Below are 20,578 nucleotides of genomic sequence, written 5' to 3'. Positions count from 1 at the left end.
GGCCGACAGGCAGGCGAACTTTCCGGTTTTCGCCTGCCTGTTCGTCATACCGGTCAGTAATCTGACTGCCCGTGACCAGTCGTTTCATATCCTCCGCCCCCACCCGCCGTACGGTCGTGAAAGCCGCGGCCGTCACGGCCGTCGCCGCACCGGTGCTCGTGGGCACCGCCTCCCCCGCCGTCGCGGGCACCGAGGCCCCCGTCTTCCTCCACGGCGTCGCCTCCGGCGACCCGCTTCCCGACGGCGTCCTGCTCTGGACGCGCGTGACCCCCACGCCCGACGCCGTACCCGGCTCCCTCACCGGTCCCGACGTCACGGTCGGCTGGGAGGTCGCCGAGGACCCGGCCTTCGGCCGGACGGTGGCCCGGGGCACCACCACCGCACGGGCCGTCTCCGACCACACGGTCAAGGCGGACGTCCGGGGCCTGCGCCCGGCGACCGCCTACTGGTTCCGGTTCACGGTCGGTGACACCGTCTCGCCGGTCGGCCGTACGCGCACCACCGCCGCCGCCGACGCCACGACCGACGGCGTCCGTTTCGGCGTGGTCTCGTGCGCCAACTGGGAGTCCGGCTACTTCTCCGCGTACCGCCACCTCGCGGCCCGCGCGGACCTGGACGCGATCCTCCACCTCGGCGACTACATCTACGAGTACGCGGCCGGGGCCTACCCGGATGCCGCGTACTCCGTGCGGCGGCACGAGCCGAAGCACGAGATCGTCTCGCTGGCCGACTACCGCACCCGGCACGCCACGTACAAGACGGACCCCGACCTCCAGGCGCTGCACGCCGCCCACCCCGTGATCGCGATCTGGGACGACCACGAGGTCGCCAACGACGCCTGGGCGGGCGGCGCGGAGAACCACACGCCGGGCGCCGAGGGCGAGTGGGCGGCGCGGGTGGCCGCCGCCAAGCAGGCGTACTTCGAGTGGATGCCGGTCCGCGCCTCCACCGAGGGCACGGTCTACCGGCGGCTGCGCTTCGGCAAGCTGGCCGATCTGCATCTGCTGGACCTGCGGTCCTTCCGCTCCCAGCAGGCGACGATCGGCAGCGGCTCGGTCGACGACCCGGAGCGCACGCTCACCGGGCGCGCCCAGCTGGACTGGCTGAAGTCGGGACTCGCCGGCTCGGACGCCACCTGGAAGCTGGTCGGTACCTCGGTGATGATCTCGCCCGTCGCCTTCGGCTCCCTTCCGGCCCACCTCCTCGGCCCGGTGGCCGAGCTGCTCGGCCTGCCGAAGGAGGGGCTCGCGGTCAACGTCGACCAGTGGGACGGCTACACGGACGACCGCAAGGAGCTGCTGGCGCACCTGACCGGGCGGTCGATCCGGAACACCGTCTTCCTGACCGGGGACATCCACATGGCCTGGGCCAACGACGTCCCGGTGAAGGCGGCGACGTACCCGCTGTCGCAGTCGGCCGCGACGGAGTTCGTGGTGACCTCGGTGACCTCGGACAATCTCGACGACCTGCTCCATGTGGCGCCGGGCACGGTCTCCGTGGTGGCGGCCGGGGCGATCAAGGCCGCCAACCGCCATGTGAAGTGGGTGGACATGGACCACCACGGCTACGGCGTGCTGGACGTGACCGCCGAGCGCTCGCAGATGGACTACTACACGGTCTCCGACAAGGCGTCGCCGGACGCGACGGCCGCCTGGGCGCGGTCGTACCGGACGCGGAACGGAACGCAGCGCGTCGAGCGGGTGTACCAGCCGGTGTGACGAGATGACTTCATGGTCGATTTTCAGCCATGATCTCTTCTGTTAACAGCGGATCACATCGCTACGGCGGGTGGCGAGTTCGGGCGATCGAATCCGGACACACCACCCGCCTTTGGCGTCTGGTTCGTTACGTCGCTGTCTCAAACTCCGGAAGTGACGAAAGTTTTTCTTCCCGATGACCCGATTTGCCGCACGGATGATTGGGCTTGATCAATGCTCAACAACGTCTGACATGGACCCGTAATCTCCCCGCGGTGGCGAGGAACTACCTCTCCACAACCCCCCGCGAGGAGTCACCTGTGCGTGCTCTTGTTCGTATATCGCCGCGTATGTCACGTCGTATGCTCGGCACCGCCGTCATGGCCGGAACCCTGGCCCTGGCCCCCCTCTCCGCCCCCGCGGCGGCCCCGGCCTCCACCACCTCCGCCGCCGGCCTCTCCGCCGAGGAGTGCGAGGACGGTACGGACGCCCACTCCAGCGCCCGCAAGTCCCGCGGCGCCACCGCGCACGCCGCCGAGCCCAACGAGGTCTCCGCCGCCCAGGCCAAGGCCATGGACGCCGACCTGAAGAAGAGACTGGAGTCGGCCCGCTCCAGCGGCATGAACGCCACCGCCGCCGTGGTGAACATCCCGGTCTACTTCCACGTCATCCACAGCGGCACCACGGGCAAGCTGACCGCCACGGACATCAGCAAGCAGCTCGCGGTCCTGAACGCGGCCTACGCCGGCCAGGGCACCGGCAACGTGAACACCAACTTCCAGTTCACGCTCGCCTCGACCGACTACACGGACAACGCGACCTGGTACAACCTGGCCTCCGGCTCCACCGCCGAGAAGCAGATGAAGCAGACCCTCCGCAAGGGCGGCGCGGGCGCGCTGAACTTCTACACCGCCAAGCTCAGCGGCGGGCTGCTCGGCTGGGCGACCTTCCCGTCCTCGTACAACTCCAACCCGTCCATGGACGGCGTGGTCGTGCTCGACTCCTCGCTGCCGGGCGGCTCCGCGGCCAACTACAACGAGGGCGACACCGCGACCCACGAGGTCGGCCACTGGATGGGGCTGTACCACACCTTCCAGGGCGGCTGCAACGGATCCGGTGACTCGGTCGCGGACACCCCGGCCGAGAAGAGCCCGGCGTACGAGTGCCCGACCGGTCGCGACAGCTGCGCCTCCAAGGCGGGTGCGGACCCGATCCACAACTTCATGGACTACACGTACGACGCCTGCATGTACCAGTTCACCGCGGGCCAGGTCACGCGGATGAACGACTTCTGGACGGCCTACCGCGCCGGCTGACACACGCGCTGAGGGAGGGCGCGGCGGGAGAGCCCCCGCCGCGCCCTCTCACGCGTCCGGGAGGCCGTCGAGGAAGGCCAGGGCGACCGACCAGGTCCGCTCGGCCGCCGCCTCGTCGAAGTCCGGCAGCTCCGGGTCGGTGAACAGGTGCCCGGCGCCCGGGTAGCGGTAGACCTCTACGTCGGCCCCGATCCGGCGCATCGTCAGATACCACGACGTCAGCCAGTCGTGCGGCTCGAACGGGTCCGGGTCGGCCAGGTGCAGCTGGACCGGCAGGTCGTCGACGACCGCGTTCGGCGCGATGTCCGAGGTGCCGTGGAACAGCAGCAGTCCGCGCGCCTTGTCGTCGCCCAGCGCGAGGGTCTGCGCGACCGAGGCGCCGAAGGAGAAGCCGGCGTAGACCAGGCCCCGCTCCGAGTACGGAGCCGCGGCGAGGATCGCCCGCTTCAGCAGCTCCTCCTTGCCGATCTTCTCCTTGAGCTCCGTCCCCGCCTCGACGGAGTCGGCGGTTTGGCCCTCGAAGAGGTCGGGCACGCGAACCTGGTGCCCGGCGGCCCTCAGCCGCTCGGCTGCGGCCTCCACAGCGGGGCGCAGACCGTAGGCCGAATGGAAAAGCATGATGTCCATGCGCTCCATCCTGCCAGCCGGTCCCGTCGAGCCCGAGACACCTCGAAGCCTCGGAAAGCCCAGAAGGAGAGGATGAACCCGGTGCGCCCCTTGCTGGTCCTCGGAGGATCGGTCCTGCTCACGCTGCTGGTGGTCTGGCTGGCCGACCTGCTGCTGCGCCGAGCCGACGCACGGCACCCCGACACGCCGCTGTGGGGCCTGCTGCGCCGCTGCCGGGTGCCGCTCCAGGCCGTCCTGCTCACCGCCGTCCTGCGCGGCACCTACCGGGAGACCCGGTGGTCCCCCGTCCAGGAGCACGAGGCGGGGATCGGCCAGGGCCTGTCCCTGGTCCTGATCGGCTCCAGCGCCTGGCTGGTGACCATGATCGCGTCCGCCGTCGTGGAGTCGACCTTCGCGCGGTACGCCTCCACCAACCGTGACCCCGCCCGTGTCCGCCGGGTGCGCACCCAGGTCACCCTGATCATGCGGATCGTCACGGCGGTCGTCGCCGTCGTCGCCGTGGCGGCCATGCTGCTGACCTTCCCGGCGCTGCGCACCATCGGCACCTCGATGCTCGCCTCCGCCGGCATCATCGGCATCGTCGCGGGCATCGCCGCCCAGAGCACCCTCGGGAACCTCTTCGCCGGCTTCCAGATCGCCTTCGGCGACATGGTCCGGATAGGCGACACGGTGGTGGTGGACGGCGAGTGGGGCGTGGTGGAGGAGGTCACGCTGACCTTCCTCGCGGTGCGGACCTGGGACGAGCGCCGCATCACGATGCCGGTGTCGTACTTCACCAGCAAGCCGTTCGAGAACTGGTCGCGGGGCGGTGCCCAGATGACCGGCACGGTCTTCTTCCACCTGGACCACCTCGCCCCGGTCCCCGCGATGCGCGACAAGCTCAAGGAGATCCTGGCGGAGTGCGCGGCCTGGGACGGCCGCGACTGGAGCCTGGCCGTCACGGACACCACCCCCAGCACCATCCAGGTGCGGGCGGTGGTCACGGCCAAGGACGCGGACGATGTCTGGACCGTGCGGTGCACCGTGCGGGAACAGCTCATCGCCTGGCTCGCGGAGGAGTACCCGCACGCCCTGCCCCGGATCGCGGTCGCCGACGCCGTACCGCCGCCGCGTGACGCCGGAAGGCGCCTCGACGCGCCCCCGCCGCGGCCCTCCGAGGTCCACAGCAACAACGCCGACGCCTACCAGAAGGGCGGCGACGAACCGGCCCGCATCGGCCGCGGCTGAGGCCCGCCGGGCCGGGCCACCGGGCCCGCCGAGGTCGCCCGGTCCGAGCCGGGCCGGTCTCCTTCCGTCCCCTCCCGGCCCGGTCTCTTCCGGGCCCGCCGGGTCCCGTCCGGCCCCGTCACCTCATGCTGCGGACGTCCAGCTGGCGCAGCACGCGGTCGACCACCTCCGGATCGGCGCCCGGCTCGCTGCGCGCCGACAGCACCTCGTGCCGGGCGGCCGACATCATCTCCCGCTGGATGCGCTGCACCGCCTTGACCCGCTCGGCCCGCTCGGCGAAGGCCGCCCGGCGTTCCTCGTCCAGCATGTCCGGGCTGATCCGCGCCCCGATGTCGAAGGCCCCGCGCATCAGCCGCTCCTGCACCTCCTCGGGCAGGTCCTCGACGTCCTCGATCTCCTTGAGCCGGCGCTTGGCCGCTTTCGCCGCCCGGAACGCCAGGTCGCGCTCGAGAGCCCGCTCGGCGTCCGCGTCGGCCCGCACGCCGAGCCGCTTGACCAGCCAGGGCAGGGTGAGGCCCTGGACGACGAGGGTGGCGATGATCACACAGAAGGCGATGAAGACGATCTCCTCCCGGCCGGGGAACGGCGCACCGTCGTCGGTCCGCAGCGGGATGGCGAGCGCCAGCGCCACCGAGGCCACCCCGCGCATCCCGGACCACCACATGACGACGGTCTCCCGCCAGCTCACCGGGATCTCCTCGTCGTAGTCCCGGTAGGTGTGCAGCTTCTTCGCCAGCCAGGTCGCGGGCAGCAGCCAGGCCAGGCGTACGCCGACGACGACACCGACCACGACGGCGCCCCAGCCGAGCATCTCGCCGATCCGGGTGTCCGCGGTGCCGAAGACGTTGTGCAGCTCCAGGCCGATCAGCCCGAAGGCGATCCCGGTGACGAGAGTGTCGACGATCTGCCAGAAGGTCTGTCCCGCGAGCCGGCCCATGACGTCGTCGGCGTCGACGGCGTGCTCGGCGAGGTAGAGGGCGACGACGAGGACGGCCAGGACGCCGGAGCCGTGCAGCTCCTCGGCGAGGACGTAGGCGACGAACGGTACGAGCAGGGTGAGTCCGGTCTGGAGGGTGGCTTCGCCCAGGATCCCGATGAGCCGGTTGCTGAGCCAGCCGAGGGCCAGCCCGACGGCGACGGCGACCACGCCGGAGAGCACCAGCTCGGCGCCGGCCTCCGTCCAGGAGAAGGTCCCGCCGACGGCCGCGGCGATGGCCACGTGGTAGAGCACGATCGCGGTGACGTCGTTGAACAGCCCCTCGCCCTCCAGGATGGAGACGAGCCGGCGGGGCAGCCCGAGCGATCCGGCGACGGCCGTGGCGGCGACCGGGTCGGGCGGCGCGACGAGGGCGCCGAGCGCGACGGCGGCGGCGAGCGGCAGCCCGGGGACGAGCGCGTCGGCCACGGCGGCGACGGCGGCCGTGGTGACGAAGACCAGTGCGACGGCGAGCAGGAAGATGGGCCGCCGGTTGGCGGCGAACTGCCGCCACGAGGTGCGCTGCACGGAGGCGTAGAGCAGCGGCGGGAGGACGAGCGGAAGGATGTACTCGGGCGGGATGTCGACGTTCGGCACGAACGGCACGAAGGCGCACCCGATCCCGATCAGGGTCATCAGGACCGGGGCCGGCAGCCCGAGCCGCTCCCCGAGCGGCACGGTGAGCAGAGCCCCGAGCAACAACAGGAACAGCAGGGCCAACTGGTCCACGGGCGCGCCCTTCTTCCGGCCTCACGGCGCGGTCGACGATCGGGCTCCAACCCTGCCACGCCGGGATGCGGATCCGGACAAACCGACGTGCGGTGCCGCTCACGAGACCGCCGCCGGACCGCCGGACCCGTCGGGGCCCGAAATGCGGGGGCGCGGACGCGGCGGGCTCCGCTCGACGCGGACCACCGCGGACGCGGGCCCGTGCTGCCGTCGGGCCGCGAGGCCCCGGGGGCCGAGGCTCTACAGCACCCGGCGCATCGCCCGGTGCGCGATGCCGGCGTCCGGGAACTCGGGGCCGTACGCCTCGTAGCCGAGCCGCTCGTAGAAACCGAGGGCGTGGGTCTGGGCGTGGAGGTCGACGGCCTTCAGGCCGCGCACGCGCGCCGCGTCCTCGATGGCCCGGACCAGCGCCGCTCCGACGCCGAGACCACGCGCCTCCTTCGTGACGGCGAGCCGCCCCAGGGAGCCCACGGACGTGTCGCCGCCGGTCTTGCCGGCCGCGTCCGCTCCGTGGAGGAGCCTGCCGGTGCCGAGCGGCAGGCCGTCCTCGCGGAGGGCGAGGACGTGCACGGCGGTCTCGTCGTACGCGTCGTACTCGATCTCCGCCGGGACGTCCTGCTCGCCGACGAAGACCTCCCTGCGCACCGCGAAGCAGGCGTCACGGTCGTCGGGACCGAGCGCCTCCCGTACGGCGTATCCCAGGCTCACGCGCTCTCCTCCGCGATCTTGTCCAGAGCGGCCCGCAGGTCCGCCGGATACGTGCTCTCGAACTCGACCCAGCCGCCGTCCGAGGGGTGCTCGAAGCCGAGCCGCACGGCGTGCAGCCACTGCCGGGTCAGGCCGAGGCGCTTGGCCATGGTGGGGTCGGCGCCGTACGTGAGGTCGCCGACGCAGGGGTGGCGGTGGGCCGACATGTGCACCCGGATCTGGTGCGTCCGGCCGGTCTCCAGCTTGATGTCGAGCAGCGAGGCCGCCCGGAACGCCTCGATCAGGTCGTAGTGCGTCACCGAGGGCTTGCCTTCGGCGGTCACGGCCCACTTGTAGTCGTGGTTGGGGTGACGGCCGATGGGCGCGTCGATCGTGCCGCTCATCGGGTCGGGGTGGCCCTGGACCAGCGCGTGGTAGCGCTTGTCGACGACCCGCTCCTTGAACTGCGCCTTGAGCAGCGTGTAGGCCCGCTCCGACTTGGCGACGACCATGAGGCCGGAGGTGCCGACGTCGAGGCGGTGCACGATCCCCTGGCGCTCGGCGGCGCCGGAGGTGGAGATGCGGTACCCGGCGGCGGCGAGGCCGCCGATGACGGTGGTGCCGGTCCAGCCGGGGCTGGGGTGCGCGGCCACACCGACCGGCTTCATGATCACGACGATGTCGTCGTCGTCGTGGACGATCTCCATGCCCTCCACGGGCTCGGCCACGACCTGCACGGGCGCCGGCGCCCCGGGCATCTCGACCTCGAGCCACGCGCCACCGCTGACCCGCTCGGACTTGCCGACGACTGAGCCGTCGACCTGGACCTTTCCGGAGGCGGCCAGCTCGGCTGCCTTCGTACGGGAAAACCCGAACATGCGGGCGATGGCGGCGTCGACGCGCTCGCCCTCCAGGCCGTCGGGAACGGGCAGCGTGCGGATCTCGGGACTCGTACTCACCCGTCGAGTATGCCTTGTGCGGACGGCACCCGGTTCTGCGGTCAGTCCTTGTGGACGGTCCCGTCCGGGTCCAGGCCGCGGAACGACAGGATGACGATCAGGAAGCCGCCGCACACGATCGCGGAGTCGGCGAGGTTGAAGACGGCGAAGTGCGCGGGCGCGATGAAGTCGACGACCGCGCCCTCGAAGACGCCGGGCGAGCGGAAGATCCGGTCGGTGAGGTTGCCGAGGGCGCCGCCGAGCAGCAGGCCGAGCGCGAGCGCCCACGGCAGGCTGTAGAGCTTGCGCGCCAGCCGGACGATCACGACGATCACCGCGGCCGCGATGCAGGTGAAGATGACCGTGAAGGCCTCGCCCATGCCGAACGCCGCGCCCGGGTTGCGGATCGCGTGGAACTGCAGCAGATCGCCCACGACGCGGATCGGCTCGTGGCCCTCCAGCTTGGCGACCACGAGCATCTTGCTGCCGAGGTCGAGGAGGTACGCGACCAACGCCACCACGAACAGCGCCACGATCCTGCGCTTGCCCTTCGGCCGCTCCTCCGGCGCCGCGGCCTCTTCAGGCCCTGCTGAATCCGGCGTACCGATGATGCGCTCCGCCTCTGCCACGTGAGTCCCTCAACCTAGGTGCCTGACTGCCCACGAGGGTACGGCACCCGGGTCGGGGACGGTCAGCCCCGGCGCTCCTGCTTCTGCTTGTCCTCGACGCAGAGCGTGGCCCGGGGGAACGCCTGCATGCGCGCCTTTCCGATCGGCTTGCCGCACACCTCGCACAGGCCGTACGTCCCCGCCTCGAGCCGCTCCAGGGCGTGCTCGGTCTGTTCGAGCATCTCGCGGGCGTTGGCGGCCAGCGCCAGCTCGTGCTCGCGGGTGATGTTCTTCGTGCCGGTGTCGGCCTGGTCGTCGCCCGCGCCGTCGCCGGAGTCCCGCATCAGGCCGGTCAGCTCCTGCTGGGAGTGGAGCAGCTCGGTCCGGAGTCTGAGCACCTCGCTCTCCAGACCGGTCCGCGCCTCGGCGACCTCCTCGGACGTCCAGGGGTCCTCACCGGGGCGTACGGCGAGGTCGCCGGCCCGGGCCGGGGGCGGCACCGCGGCCTCGTCCCCGGCCGTCGTGACGACTCCACCCGCGGTCTTCTTCGCTGCCACCGTGCCGGCTCCTGTCTGTTCCGCCTGTGCCGCGGACGCGGCCTTCGTCGTGACCCCGGCCTTGTCGGCCGCGGCCTTCCCGGCGGCGGTCTTCTCCGCCGGGGCCTGCTTCCTCGTGACCTTCTTCGTACTCTTCCTCGCGGTGGCCTTCCTCGTGGAGGCCTTCCCGGCCGTGGCCGCCTCGGCGTCGGCGGCCGCCGTCCACTTCCGCGCCGCGGACTCCCGGGCCGCAGCCTCCTCGGCCGGGGCCTTCCCGGCGGACGCGATCCCGGCGGTCTTCCCCGCCGCGGCCCTCCTGGCGGCCGGTTTCTTCGCCGGTGCCTTGGTGGCCACCGCCTCCTTGGGCGGCGCCTTCCCGGCAGCCGCCTTCTTCGCCGCCGTCTTCCGCGCCGGGGCGGGCGCCGACTTCTTCCTGACCGGCGCCTTGGCCGCGGTCTTGGCCGTACTCGTCGTCGCGGTCCCGGCCGCGGGCTTCGCCGTGGCACTGGCCGTGCTGGTCGTGCTCTCGGCCTCGCCCTTGGCCGTGCTCGTCGTCGTCTTCGCCGGCGCCTTCGTCGTGGTCTTCGCCGTGGTCCTGCCCGGTGCCTTCGCCGTGGTCCTGGCCGTGCTCTTGCGTGCCGTGACCGCCGCGCCCGCCTTCTCCGCGACCGTCGACTTCTTGGCGGTCACGTCCTTGGCCGACCCGCCCGCGCCGGTGGAACCGGTGGTCGAGGTCTTCTTCGCGGCGGTCTTCTTCGCCACCATGTCGCGGCCCCTTCACATATTGTGATCTTGCTCGCGAATCGTGCTGGGACGATAAATCGGCCCAAGGCCCGCGGCAACAGGGCACGCCGCCGTCATCGCACCCGCCCATGCCTCCGGCAAGGCGAGCCTGCATCCGTTGTGCCCAACTCCCCGCCGGGTAATCCCGCCGCCCGCTCCCCCACATGGCCGCAGCCGAACTCCCCGCCACCCCGTGTGGCCATTCGGGTCACCGGAATCCGGTCGGCCGCGCCGCCCCCGGGCCCGTACACTGGGCGCAGCGAAAGGCTTGGATGGGGACGAGTAGCGTCGTACGCAGCCATGAGCGACCCGGGGACGGTGAGAGCCCGGGGGCGAGCCCGATGTGAAGCATCACCCCGGAGCCGCCGGAAGAACGCCGTGAGCAGTCCCTCGGCCAGTAGAACCGGCATCGCGACCCCAATGAGGGGGCCACGGGCGCACGCCCGGGGCCAAGGAGGGTGGTACCGCGGGAGCCGCGCAGCACGGCGCTCTCGTCCCTCCGGACGGAAACGAGACAGTCCGCCGGAGGAAGATCGATGTCGCAGTACCGCCAGGTGCCCGCCCAGGTCGACCTGCCCGCGCTCGAGCACGCCGTGCTCGATTTCTGGCGCGAGAGCAAGGTCTTCGCCAAGACCCTGGAGCAGTCCGAGGGCCGCCCCGAGTGGGTGTTCTACGAAGGCCCGCCCACCGCCAACGGCATGCCCGGCGCCCACCACATCGAGGCCCGCGTCTTCAAGGACGTCTTCCCCCGCTTCCGGACCATGCGCGGCTACCACGTCGCCCGCAAGGCCGGCTGGGACTGCCACGGCCTGCCGGTCGAGCTCGCCGTCGAGAAGGAGCTGGGCTTCTCCGGCAAGAAGGACATCGAGGCGTACGGCATCGCCGCGTTCAACGACAAGTGCCGCGAGTCCGTGACCCGGCACACCGACGCCTTCGCCGAGCTGACGACCCGCATGGGCTACTGGGTCGACCTGGACGACGCGTACCGGACCATGGACCCCGAGTACATCGAGTCGGTCTGGTGGTCGCTCAAGCAGATCTTCGACAAGGGCCTGCTCGTCCAGGACCACCGCGTCGCCCCCTGGTGCCCGCGCTGCGGCACCGGCCTGTCGGACCACGAGCTGGCGCAGGGGTACGAGACGGTCGTCGACCCGTCCGTCTTCGTCCGCTTCCCGCTGACCTCCGGCCCGCTCGCCGGCGAGGCGGCGCTCCTGGTGTGGACGACGACCCCCTGGACCCTGGTCTCCAACACGGCGGTCGCCGCCCACCCGGAGGTCGGCTACGTCGTCGCGTCGAACGGCGAGGAGAAGCTGGTCGTCGCCCAGCCGCTGCTGGAGAAGGCGCTCGGCGAGGGCTGGGTGACCACGGGCGAGTCCTTCACCGGCGCCGAGATGGAGCGCTGGACCTACCGGCGCCCCTTCGAGCTCGTGGAGTTCCCCGCGGAGGCGCACTACGTCGTCAACGCCGAGTACGTCACGACCGAGGACGGCACGGGTCTGGTCCACCAGTCCCCCGCCTTCGGTGAGGACGACCTCAAGGTCTGCCGCGCCTACGGCCTGCCGGTCGTGAACCCGGTCCGCCCCGACGGCACCTTCGAGGAGGACGTGCCGCTGGTCGGCGGCGTCTTCTTCAAGAAGGCCGACGAGGCGCTCACCGCCGACCTGGAGGCGCGCGGCCTGCTCTTCCGGCACGTCCCGTACGAGCACAGCTACCCGCACTGCTGGCGCTGCCACACGGCGCTGCTCTACTACGCGCAGCCGTCCTGGTACATCCGTACGACCGCCGTCAAGGACCGTCTCCTCCAGGAGAACGAGAACACGAACTGGTTCCCCGAGTCGGTCAAGCACGGCCGGTTCGGCGACTGGCTGAACAACAACATCGACTGGGCGCTCTCCCGGAGCCGCTACTGGGGCACGCCGCTGCCGCTGTGGCGTTGCGAGGACGACCACCTCACGTGCGTGGGCTCGCGTGCCGAGCTGACCGAGCTGACGGGCACCGACCAGTCCGAGCTCGACCCGCACCGCCCGTACATCGACGACGTCACCTTCACCTGCACGGCGGAAGGCTGCGCGAAGACCGCCACGCGCGTGCCGGAGGTCATCGACGCCTGGTACGACTCCGGCTCGATGCCGTTCGCCCAGTGGGGCTACCCGTACAAGAACAAGGAACTGTTCGAGAGCCGCTATCCGGCGCAGTTCATCTCCGAGGCCATCGACCAGACGCGTGGCTGGTTCTACACGCTGATGGCGGTCGGCACGCTCGTCTTCGACAAGTCCTCGTACGAGAACGTGGTCTGCCTCGGCCACATCCTCGCCGAGGACGGCCGGAAGATGTCCAAGCACCTGGGCAACATCCTGCAGCCGATCCCCCTGATGGACCAGCACGGCGCGGACGCGGTCCGCTGGTTCATGGCGGCCGGCGGTTCGCCGTGGGCGGCCCGCCGGGTCGGCCACGGCACGATCCAGGAGGTCGTCCGCAAGACCCTCCTGACCTACTGGAACACGGTCGCCTTCCAGGCGCTGTACGCCCGTACGTCGAGCTGGTCGCCGTCGGCCGCCGACCCGGCGCCGGCCGACCGCACGGTCCTGGACCGCTGGCTGCTGAGCGAGCTCAACGCGCTCGTGGACCAGGTGACGCAGGCCATGGAGGCGTACGACACCCAGCGCGCCGGCAAGCTCGTCTCGGCGTTCGTGGACGACCTGTCGAACTGGTACGTGCGTCGTTCGCGCCGCCGGTTCTGGCAGGGCGACAAGGCTGCGCTGCGCACGCTCCACGACGTCGTGGAGACCGTCACCCGGCTGATGGCCCCGCTGACCCCGTTCATCACCGAGCGGGTCTGGCAGGACCTCGTCGTCCCCGTGACGCCGGACGCCCCGGAGTCGGTCCACCTCGCGACGTGGCCGGAGGCCGACACCTCGGCCATCGACCCGGAGCTGTCGCAGCAGATGCTCCTGGTCCGCCGTCTGGTGGAGCTGGGCCGCGCGACGCGGGCGGAGTCGGGCGTGAAGACGCGCCAGCCGCTCTCCCGGGCGCTGGTGGCCGCGACGGGCTTCTCCGCCCTCTCGCCGGAGCTCCGGGCGCAGATCACGGAGGAGCTGAACGTCTCCTCGCTGGCGGCGCTGTCCGAGGTCGGCGGCTCGCTGGTCGACACGACGGCGAAGGCGAACTTCCGGGCGCTCGGCAAGCGCTTCGGCAAGGGCGTCCAGGACGTGGCGAAGGCGGTCGCGGCGGCGGACGCGGCGGCGCTGTCGCTCGCGCTGCGCTCCGGCGAGGCGGTCCTGTCGGTGAACGGCGAGGACGTGACGCTCTCCCCGGAGGAGGTCGTCATCACGGAGACGCCCCGGGAGGGCTGGTCGGTCGCCTCGGACGCGGGCGCCACGGTCGCGCTGGACCTGGAGATCACTCCGGAGCTGCGCCGGGCGGGCCTGGCCCGTGACGCGATCCGCCTGATCCAGGAGGCCCGCAAGAACAGCGGCCTGGACGTGGCGGACCGGATCGCCCTGCGCTGGACCTCGGAGTCCCCCGAGACGACCGAGGCCCTGACGGCGCACACGGAGCTGATCGCGGACGAGGTGCTGGCCACGGACTTCGCCACGGCGCCCGCCGACGACTCCTTCGGCTCCCCGTTCACGGACGAGGGCCTCGCCCTGACGTTCCGCCTCCGCAAGGCGTAACCCCGTCCGAGAGGGCCCGGCACCCGTGGTGCCGGGCCCTCTCGCGTCCCGCGGCCCCGCCCGACCCGGCCCCCCGGCGGGGCCCGGCCCGTCGCGGGGCCGGCAGCCCTCCAGGGGCCCCCTTGCCCTGTGGGCCCACACTCCGCCCGCCCTCCCCCGGCCCCGGACGCCCGCGGCTGTCCGCCAGGCACAGGACCGCGAAGGCTCCGGCCTCCCCCGGCCCTCCCGGCACCGGCCCGGCGTGCCCCCGGACCTCCCCGGCGCATACGAGGCGGGGCTAGCCGAGGCTCCGGCCCCGCCCGGCCCCGGACCTCCCCGACAAGGACCCTTCGCGCCCCGCCCGGCCCCGGCGCCCCGCACCGGCCCGCGGCGGCGCTCCCGGCTTTCTCGGCCCTCGGGGGCGCGGGGGGGGGCGGTACGGCGCCTCCGGGCGGGCAGTCCCGCGTCCGGCCACGGCAAAAGGGCCGGGCCCCTGGTTTCCCAGGGGCCCGGCCCTCAGCCTGCCGACGGCTACGCGCTCATCGCGCGAACGCCCGCCGTCAGTTGTCGTCCTCGTCGATCAGGAAGCCGCGCATCGGCGCCGGCGCCTGCTGCATCGGCTGCGGCGCCTGCGGCCGGACCGGTGCCATCGGCTGGGTCATCGCCGGGGACATCTGCTGCTGGCCACCGTAGGAGGGTCCACCGCCCATCGACGGTCCACCGCCCATGGTGCCGTTCCCGCCGTACGACGGGGCGCTCGCGCCGGCCGAGGCCATCGAGGGCGACGGCGGCAGGGAGGCGGTCGCCGGCGTCCGCGGCGGAGCCAGCGAGTCGTCGGCCTGGGTCTCCAGCTGACGCAGCTGCGACTCGAGGTAGGACTTCAGACGGGTGCGGTACTCGCGCTCGAAGCCGCGCAGGTCCTCGACCTTGCGCTCCAGCGTGGCGCGGGCGGACTCCAGGGAGCCCATCGCGACGCGGTGCTTCTCCTGCGCGTCCCGCTCCAGGGCGTCGGCCTTGGCACGGGCGTCCCGCTCCAGGCCCTCGGCGCGCGAGCGCGCCTCGCCGACGATCTTGTTGGCCTCGGAACGGGCCTCCGCGATCGCCTGGTCGGCCGTCTGCTGGGCCAGCGAGAGCACACGCGCGGCGCTGTCGCCGCCGGGGCCCTGCTGCTGCATCGGCTGCTGCATCTGCTGCTGGGGGTGCCCCATGGGGCCGCCCATCGGCTGACCCATCGGGCCACCCTGCATGGGGCCGCCCTGCATCTGGCCACCCTGCATCGGGCCGCCCTGCATGGGGCCGCCCTGCATCTGACCCGGGCCGCCCATGGGGCCGCCCTGCATCTGGCCGTGGCCACCGGGGCCGGCCGGGAGCTGCGGCGCACCGGACGGCAGCTGCGGCGGACCCATCTGCGGGGGCTGCTGCTGAACCGGCGGTCCGGATATGGCGGCGGGCACCGGGGCGCCGGGACCGACGGGACGATCCTGCTGCTCCGGCGGCTTGCGCATGCCCTGCTGCTGCTGGTTCTGCGCGGCGGCACGCGTGGCGGCGGCCAGCTTCGCGCGCAGGTCCTCGTTCTCGCGGAGCAGGCGGGTCAGTTCGGCTTCGACCTCGTCGAGGAAGGCATCGACCTCGTCCTCGTCATAGCCTTCTCGAAGGCGGACGGTCGTGAACTGCTTGTTCCGCACGTCCTCGGGGGTCAGCGGCATCTCTTCTTCACCTCTACGTAGTCGTCGGCAGTCGGCAAGACCGTATCGTCCACATTCACCTCGCGAAGCTGCTCACGACGGAGATCAGGATATAGACGATGATCATCAGAACGAAGAAGGACAGGTCGAGTGCCACGCCCCCGAGACGCAGCGGCGGAATGAACCGCCGCAGAAGCTTGAGCGGTGGATCGGTGACAGTGTAGGTGGCCTCGAGAACGACCACCATCGCCTTACCGGGTTCCCATGCGCGTGCGAACTGGAAGACGTAGTCCATGACCAGTCGGAAGATCAGCACGATGAGGAAGCACATCAGAGCGATGTAGACCACTTGTAGTGCGACGCCCATCCCGCGCTTCCCTCTCCCCTGGCTCGTGCTCTCGCTTGACCGGCCTTCCGGCCGGGCCGTTCCGGTCCCGTGGTTCTCAGCTCTGGTTGAAGAATCCGCCCTCTGCGATGCGGGCCTTGTCCTCCGCCGTGACATCGACGTTAGCAGGCGACAACAGGAACACCTTCTGCGTCACGCGCTCAATGCTGCCATGGAGCCCGAAGACGAGTCCGGCGGCAAAGTCGACAAGTCGCTTCGCGTCCGTGTCGTCCATCTCGGTGAGGTTCATGATCACGGGGGTGCCCTCGCGGAAGTGTTCCCCGATGGTACGGGCCTCGTTGTAGGTCCGCGGGTGCAGCGTGGTGATGCGGTAGGGCTCCCGCTCGGACACGACCTTGGGCATGATCACCGGTGCGTTCTTCTCCAGGCTCGGGCGTTCGGGTGTGATGGATGCCACGGGGGCGATACGCGCCGGACGTCCGCTTTCGGCGGAAAGCGGGACGGCGTGTGCGACCGGCTCGCGCGGCGCGGCCTGCTGCACCACTCGTACCGGTTCCTCCCGCTCCACCTGGCGCGGGGGCTGGTGGTGGCGCCGCTCCCGCTCGGGCTCGGGCTCCAGCTCGGGTTCGAAGTCGTCGTCGGGGTCGAATCCCCGGCCGTCGTACCCATCGTCCTCCACGAGGCCGAGGTAGACCGCCATCTTGCGCATCGCGCCGGCCATTCTCTGAGTCCTCCGCTCTGTGGTGGATCGGCCTCGTCACCAAGTGCCCGCGATCCACGCGGCCTGCCCGCCATCGGCGGGAATGACCATATTTTCTGCTGTGGTCCGACTTGCTTGGCGACGTTACCCGAGCCTGGGGCGGACACCCAGTACCGCCGTACCGATGCGTACATGTGTCGCTCCGGCCGCCACGGCCTCTTCGAGGTCCGCACTCATCCCCGCGGACACCATGTTCGCAGCCGGACGGGTCGCGCGCAGGGCAGTCGACAAATCCATCAGCCGGTCGAACGCGGCACGTCGCCGCCCGGCGTACGGTCCGGCGAGCGGCGCGACGGTCATCAGGCCGTCGAGCCGGAGTCCGGGTGCGGCGTCCACGGCGGCGGCCAACTCCTCTACGCCGTCGGGCGCCACGCCGCCGCGCTCCCCCCGCTCGCCCGACTCGGCGTCGAGCGCGACCTGGGCGAGGCAGCCCAGCTCCCGGCCGGTCCTCTCCGCCGCCGCCGAGAGCGCGGTGACGAGCTTCAACCGGTCGACGGACTGCACGACATCGGCATAACTCGTCACAGAGCGGACCTTGTTGGTCTGCAACTGACCGACGAAGTGCCAGCTCAGGTCCAGATCCACGCAGGCGGCGGCCTTGGGGGCGGCGTCCTGGTCCCGGTTCTCGGCGACGTGCCGGACCCCGAGTTCGTACAGGTGTCGCACGTCGCTCGCGGGGTAGGTCTTCGTGACCACGATGAGGGTCACGTCCTCCCGCCGGCGCCCGGCGGCCGCGCAGGCCGCGGCGATACGTTCCTCCACCCGCGCGAGGTTCTCCGCGAGTTCGGCCTTGCGGCCCGTCATGCCCGTCATGTCTCTCTCAGTCCAACCAGACATATCCCGCGAGTCGCCCCGTGGTGCGATCGCGGCGGTACGAGTAGTGGTCGCCCGACTCCCGGGTGCAGACCGCGCTCGCCCGCAGGTCCCGGACCCCGAGCCGCTCCAGCTGGGCGTGGACTCCGGCGGTGACGTCGACGGACGGCGTTCCCCAGCTGGTCCGCGCCCGGGCGGCCGGCTCGACCGCGGCGACCTCGTCCCGCATCCCGGCGGGCACTTCGTAGCACCGCCCGCAGACGGCGGGACCGGTACGGGCGGCGATCCGGGCCGGGTCGGCACCGAGTTCGATCATGGCCTTCACGGCGGCCGGGACGACCCCCGCCACCATTCCGGGCCGTCCCGCGTGGGCCGCGGCCGCCACCCCGGCGACCGGGTCGGCCAGGAGCACCGGAGTGCAGTCGGCCGTGAGCACCGCGAGGGCGAGGCCGCGCCGGGTGGTGACGATGGCGTCGACCTCGGGTGCGGGCCCTTCGCCCCACGGTCCGTCGACCACCGCCACGTCGGTGCCGTGGACCTGGTTCATCCAGACGACCTGCCCGGGGTCGAGCCCCAGGGCGCCGGCCGCACGCGCCCGGTTGGTCCGCACGGCCTCGGGGTCGTCCCCCACCGCGCCGCCGAGGTTGAGCTCCTCGTACGGAACGGCGCTCACCCCGCCCCACCTGTCGGTGAAAGCGAAGTGCGCGCCGTTCACGGGCTCGAGCCGGTCTATCACTTCAGGAAGTCCGGGACATCCAGCTCTTCGGCCTGCGTGTCCGGGTACGGGCGGGCCGGCGGGACCGCCGGCGGGGAGACCGGGGCGAGCGGGGTCTCGTTGACCACCGGTGCGGGCTCGGCCGGAGCCGGCGGCTCGTCCCGGGGAGTGACCGTGCCCAGGCCGCCGAGCGGACGCTCGGTGGCGCGCGGCGCCGGGGCCGGCTCCTCGCGCTTGGCCGAGGACGAGCTGAGGATGTTGTCCCGGCGGGCCGGCGGCTGACCGCCGTCGAAGCCGGCCGCGATGACCGTGACCCGTACCTCGTCGCCCAGGGCGTCGTCGATGACGGCGCCGAAGATGATGTTGGCCTCGGGGTGGGCCGCCTCGCTCACCAGCTGCGCGGCCTCGTTGATCTCGAAGAGACCGAGGTCCGAGCCGCCGGAGATGGAGAGCAGCACGCCGCGGGCACCGTCGATGGACGCCTCGAGGAGCGGCGAGGAGATCGCCATCTCGGCGGCGGCCACCGCGCGGTCGTCGCCGCGGGCGGAACCGATGCCCATGAGGGCCGACCCGGCCTCGGACATGACCGACTTGACGTCGGCGAAGTCGAGGTTGATCAGACCGGGGGTGGTGATGAGGTCGGTGATGCCCTGCACACCGCTCAGCAGCACCTGGTCGGCCGACTTGAAGGCGTCGAGCACGGAGACCTGGCGGTCCGAGATCGAGAGCAGCCGGTCGTTCGGGATGACGATGAGGGTGTCGACCTCTTCGCGGAGCTCGGCGATGCCGTCCTCCGCCTGGTTGGCCCGGCGGCGACCCTCGAAGGTGAACGGCCGGGTGACCACACCGATCGTCAGGGCGCCGAGCGAGCGCGCGATGTTGGCCACGACGGGTGCGCCGCCGGTGCCGGTGCCGCCACCTTCGCCGGCGGTGACGAAGACCATGTCGGCCCCCTTGAGGACCTCCTCGATCTCCTCACGGTGGTCCTCTGCCGCCTTGCGACCGACTGCCGGGTTGGCCCCGGCCCCGAGGCCGCGGGTGAGTTCACGACCGACGTCGAGCTTGACGTCGGCGTCGCTCATCAACAGGGCTTGCGCGTCCGTGTTGATCGCGATGAACTCGACGCCCTTGAGACCGACCTCGATCATTCGGTTGATGGCATTGACACCACCGCCGCCGACACCGATGACCTTGATGACTGCGAGGTAGTTCTGCGGTGCTGCCACGTCGAAGGCCTCTCGCCTCGAGTTACGTGTCGCCGCTTCGCGGGGTTAGTCGCGCTGCGTCGACGGATGCCGATGGGACGGTCCGAAACGCCGACCCAAACCCTAACCTTGAACTTTAGGGTTACCAGTGTCTCTGTTCGCTGGACTCTTCCGAACAGGACACTAAGTCGACAAGTGGCGCACGTTCAACGAACACGCCGAACCTCCCGTTTTTCTTTTCACCCTATGTGATCACCCGTAGCGCTGGCCAACCAGGGTGCTGGCCAGCGGTGATGCGCGTCAACTTCCGGACGAGGCGGGGGCGGTGGGGGCGCTTACATCGAAGTGCCCCGCTTTGGGCGTCGCCTTCATGAGCGCGGTGAGGACCCGCGCCTTGACCTCGCCGTCCTCACCGCTGCCCCAGAAGACCGTCCGGCCACCGGACAGCTCCAGAGTGATGGAGTCGTACGAGGTGACCCTGACGACACGAGTGTCCGCCGCGATTTTCCCGGGGAGTTCGCCCGTCACGCCTACCGCCTCCAGCAGCAGGCGGTCCGCGTCGAACCGTCGCAGGCTCGGCGAGGAGGCGGCGTCGAGGGCGAGTTCGGGTACGCCGACGGGGGCCTTGTCGACGGTGGCGAAACGGGTTCCGGTGGAGTCCACTTCAGTGAACTTTCCGCCCTTTTCCACCAGCAGAACCGGCTTCCGTTCCGTCACTTTCAGACCGATTCCATGCGGCCAGGAACGCTCGACCTCCACGGTGTCGATACGGGGCAATTCCCGCAGGAGTCGCGCCCGGATCGCGTCCGTGTCCACGGAGACCAGGGGGGCTCCGATGGGTACGGCTGCGACCGCCTCCACCTCACGCGGGGTCAGGACCTCGGTGCCGGTGGTCGCCACCCGCTCCACGCGCAGCCAGGACGAGCCGTAGAGGGCCCAGACGACGCCCGCCACGACCGCGACCGCCGCCAGTGCGATCATCAGTCCGCGAGGGCCGGGGAGCGGCACCCGACCGGGCACGCGATCCCGGCCGCCCGGGCGGGACGGCCGCCGCGACGGCCCCTTCGGCTTGCTCGCGCCGCTCTTCTCCGCGGTCGTCGACCCGGCTGCCACCTGGCGTCCCCTGCCTTCCGTCCGTTCCGCTGGGCCCTGCCCGCCTCCGGGGCGCCGAGTGCGCCCCGTCGGCTCGCCCGCCCACCCGCCGGGGGGCGAGCGACGGGCTCTAGGGCGTGTTTCGAAAGTGGCGCCGTCCGCCCGAAGGGCGGGCCCCGCGGCGT

17 protein-coding genes are annotated in these 20,578 nt (G+C 71.5%); 4 read left to right on the top strand and 13 right to left on the bottom strand.

What is annotated here, in order from left to right; translation table 11 throughout:
• The first annotated feature begins 71 nt into the window (after positions 1 to 71).
• Complete coding sequence (locus AB0K65_RS08910) at positions 72 to 1,718, top strand: alkaline phosphatase D family protein (RefSeq protein ID WP_365715088.1); 1,647 nt, start codon at positions 72 to 74, stop codon at positions 1,716 to 1,718.
• A 329-nt stretch (positions 1,719 to 2,047) separates the two neighbouring features.
• The gene (locus AB0K65_RS08905; protein WP_365715087.1) at positions 2,048 to 3,013 is read left to right on the top strand and encodes a zinc metalloprotease; all 966 of its coding nucleotides are present in this window, start codon (positions 2,048 to 2,050) and stop codon (positions 3,011 to 3,013) included.
• A gap of 48 nt (positions 3,014 to 3,061) precedes the next feature.
• Here the strand turns inward: AB0K65_RS08905 and AB0K65_RS08900 are convergent, their stop codons facing one another.
• The gene (locus AB0K65_RS08900) at positions 3,062 to 3,640 is read right to left on the bottom strand and encodes a dienelactone hydrolase family protein (protein WP_365715086.1); all 579 of its coding nucleotides are present in this window, start codon (positions 3,638 to 3,640) and stop codon (positions 3,062 to 3,064) included.
• Between the two features lie 72 nt (positions 3,641 to 3,712).
• On the opposite strand from AB0K65_RS08900, the gene AB0K65_RS08895 reads away from it, so the two are divergent.
• Positions 3,713 to 4,867 (top strand): mechanosensitive ion channel domain-containing protein, encoded by a 1,155-nt coding sequence (locus tag AB0K65_RS08895; protein WP_365715085.1) that lies wholly within the window; start codon positions 3,713 to 3,715, stop codon positions 4,865 to 4,867.
• 118 nt (positions 4,868 to 4,985) lie between these two features.
• On the opposite strand, the gene AB0K65_RS08890 is transcribed toward AB0K65_RS08895, so the two are convergent.
• From AB0K65_RS08890 to AB0K65_RS08870, 5 genes are all read right to left on the bottom strand, one after another.
• Positions 4,986 to 6,572 carry a Na+/H+ antiporter gene (locus tag AB0K65_RS08890; RefSeq protein WP_365715084.1) on the bottom strand — a complete coding sequence of 529 codons (1,587 nt, stop codon included), beginning with the start codon at positions 6,570 to 6,572 and terminating at the stop codon, positions 4,986 to 4,988.
• 240 nt (positions 6,573 to 6,812) lie between these two features.
• The gene (locus AB0K65_RS08885; RefSeq protein WP_365715083.1) at positions 6,813 to 7,280 is read right to left on the bottom strand and encodes a GNAT family N-acetyltransferase; all 468 of its coding nucleotides are present in this window, start codon (positions 7,278 to 7,280) and stop codon (positions 6,813 to 6,815) included.
• On the bottom strand, positions 7,277 to 8,218 hold the full coding sequence (locus AB0K65_RS08880) for an RluA family pseudouridine synthase (RefSeq protein ID WP_365715082.1): 942 nt from the start codon (positions 8,216 to 8,218) through the stop codon (positions 7,277 to 7,279). Before AB0K65_RS08880 ends, AB0K65_RS08885 begins: the two co-directional genes overlap by 4 nt.
• 41 nt (positions 8,219 to 8,259) lie before the next feature.
• Entirely contained in the window at positions 8,260 to 8,826 is a 567-nt protein-coding gene (gene lspA / locus AB0K65_RS08875) for a signal peptidase II (RefSeq protein WP_365715081.1), read from the bottom strand.
• Between the two features lie 62 nt (positions 8,827 to 8,888).
• Positions 8,889 to 10,106, bottom strand: a complete 1,218-nt coding sequence (locus AB0K65_RS08870; RefSeq protein WP_365715080.1) for a TraR/DksA C4-type zinc finger protein — start codon at positions 10,104 to 10,106, stop codon at positions 8,889 to 8,891.
• Between the two features lie 554 nt (positions 10,107 to 10,660).
• On the opposite strand from AB0K65_RS08870, the gene ileS reads away from it, so the two are divergent.
• On the top strand, positions 10,661 to 13,798 hold the full coding sequence (ileS, locus tag AB0K65_RS08865; protein WP_365715079.1) for an isoleucine--tRNA ligase: 3,138 nt from the start codon (positions 10,661 to 10,663) through the stop codon (positions 13,796 to 13,798).
• A gap of 539 nt (positions 13,799 to 14,337) precedes the next feature.
• Here the strand turns inward: ileS and AB0K65_RS08860 are convergent.
• The 7 genes from AB0K65_RS08860 to AB0K65_RS08830 form a co-directional block, all read right to left on the bottom strand.
• A complete protein-coding gene (locus AB0K65_RS08860; RefSeq protein ID WP_365715078.1) occupies positions 14,338 to 15,483 on the bottom strand; it encodes a DivIVA domain-containing protein in 1,146 nt (381 codons plus the stop codon).
• 55 nt (positions 15,484 to 15,538) lie between these two features.
• Positions 15,539 to 15,829, bottom strand: a complete 291-nt coding sequence (locus AB0K65_RS08855; RefSeq protein WP_365715077.1) for a YggT family protein — start codon at positions 15,827 to 15,829, stop codon at positions 15,539 to 15,541.
• Positions 15,830 to 15,905: 76 nt separating this feature from the next.
• The gene (gene sepF, locus AB0K65_RS08850; RefSeq protein WP_365715076.1) at positions 15,906 to 16,529 is read right to left on the bottom strand and encodes a cell division protein SepF; all 624 of its coding nucleotides are present in this window, start codon (positions 16,527 to 16,529) and stop codon (positions 15,906 to 15,908) included.
• Between the two features lie 123 nt (positions 16,530 to 16,652).
• Entirely contained in the window at positions 16,653 to 17,372 is a 720-nt protein-coding gene (locus AB0K65_RS08845; protein ID WP_365715241.1) for a YggS family pyridoxal phosphate-dependent enzyme, read from the bottom strand.
• Between the two features lie 16 nt (positions 17,373 to 17,388).
• On the bottom strand, positions 17,389 to 18,117 hold the full coding sequence (gene pgeF, locus AB0K65_RS08840; protein ID WP_365715075.1) for a peptidoglycan editing factor PgeF: 729 nt from the start codon (positions 18,115 to 18,117) through the stop codon (positions 17,389 to 17,391).
• Positions 18,114 to 19,322: a cell division protein FtsZ gene (gene ftsZ, locus AB0K65_RS08835; protein ID WP_365715074.1), complete on the bottom strand. Its 1,209-nt coding sequence runs from the start codon at positions 19,320 to 19,322 to the stop codon at positions 18,114 to 18,116. The genes pgeF and ftsZ overlap by 4 nt, the downstream gene beginning before the upstream one ends.
• A 279-nt stretch (positions 19,323 to 19,601) precedes the next feature.
• Positions 19,602 to 20,414 carry an FtsQ-type POTRA domain-containing protein gene (locus AB0K65_RS08830; RefSeq protein WP_365715073.1) on the bottom strand — a complete coding sequence of 271 codons (813 nt, stop codon included), beginning with the start codon at positions 20,412 to 20,414 and terminating at the stop codon, positions 19,602 to 19,604.
• Positions 20,415 to 20,578 lie beyond the last annotated feature (164 nt).

The sequence above is a fragment of the Streptomyces sp. NPDC053755 genome (genome assembly GCF_040677675.1).
Taxonomy (GTDB): Bacteria; Actinomycetota; Actinomycetes; order Streptomycetales; family Streptomycetaceae; genus Streptomyces.
Note: the sequence above shows the minus strand (reverse complement) of the source record. Positions and strands in the feature narration are given on the sequence as shown.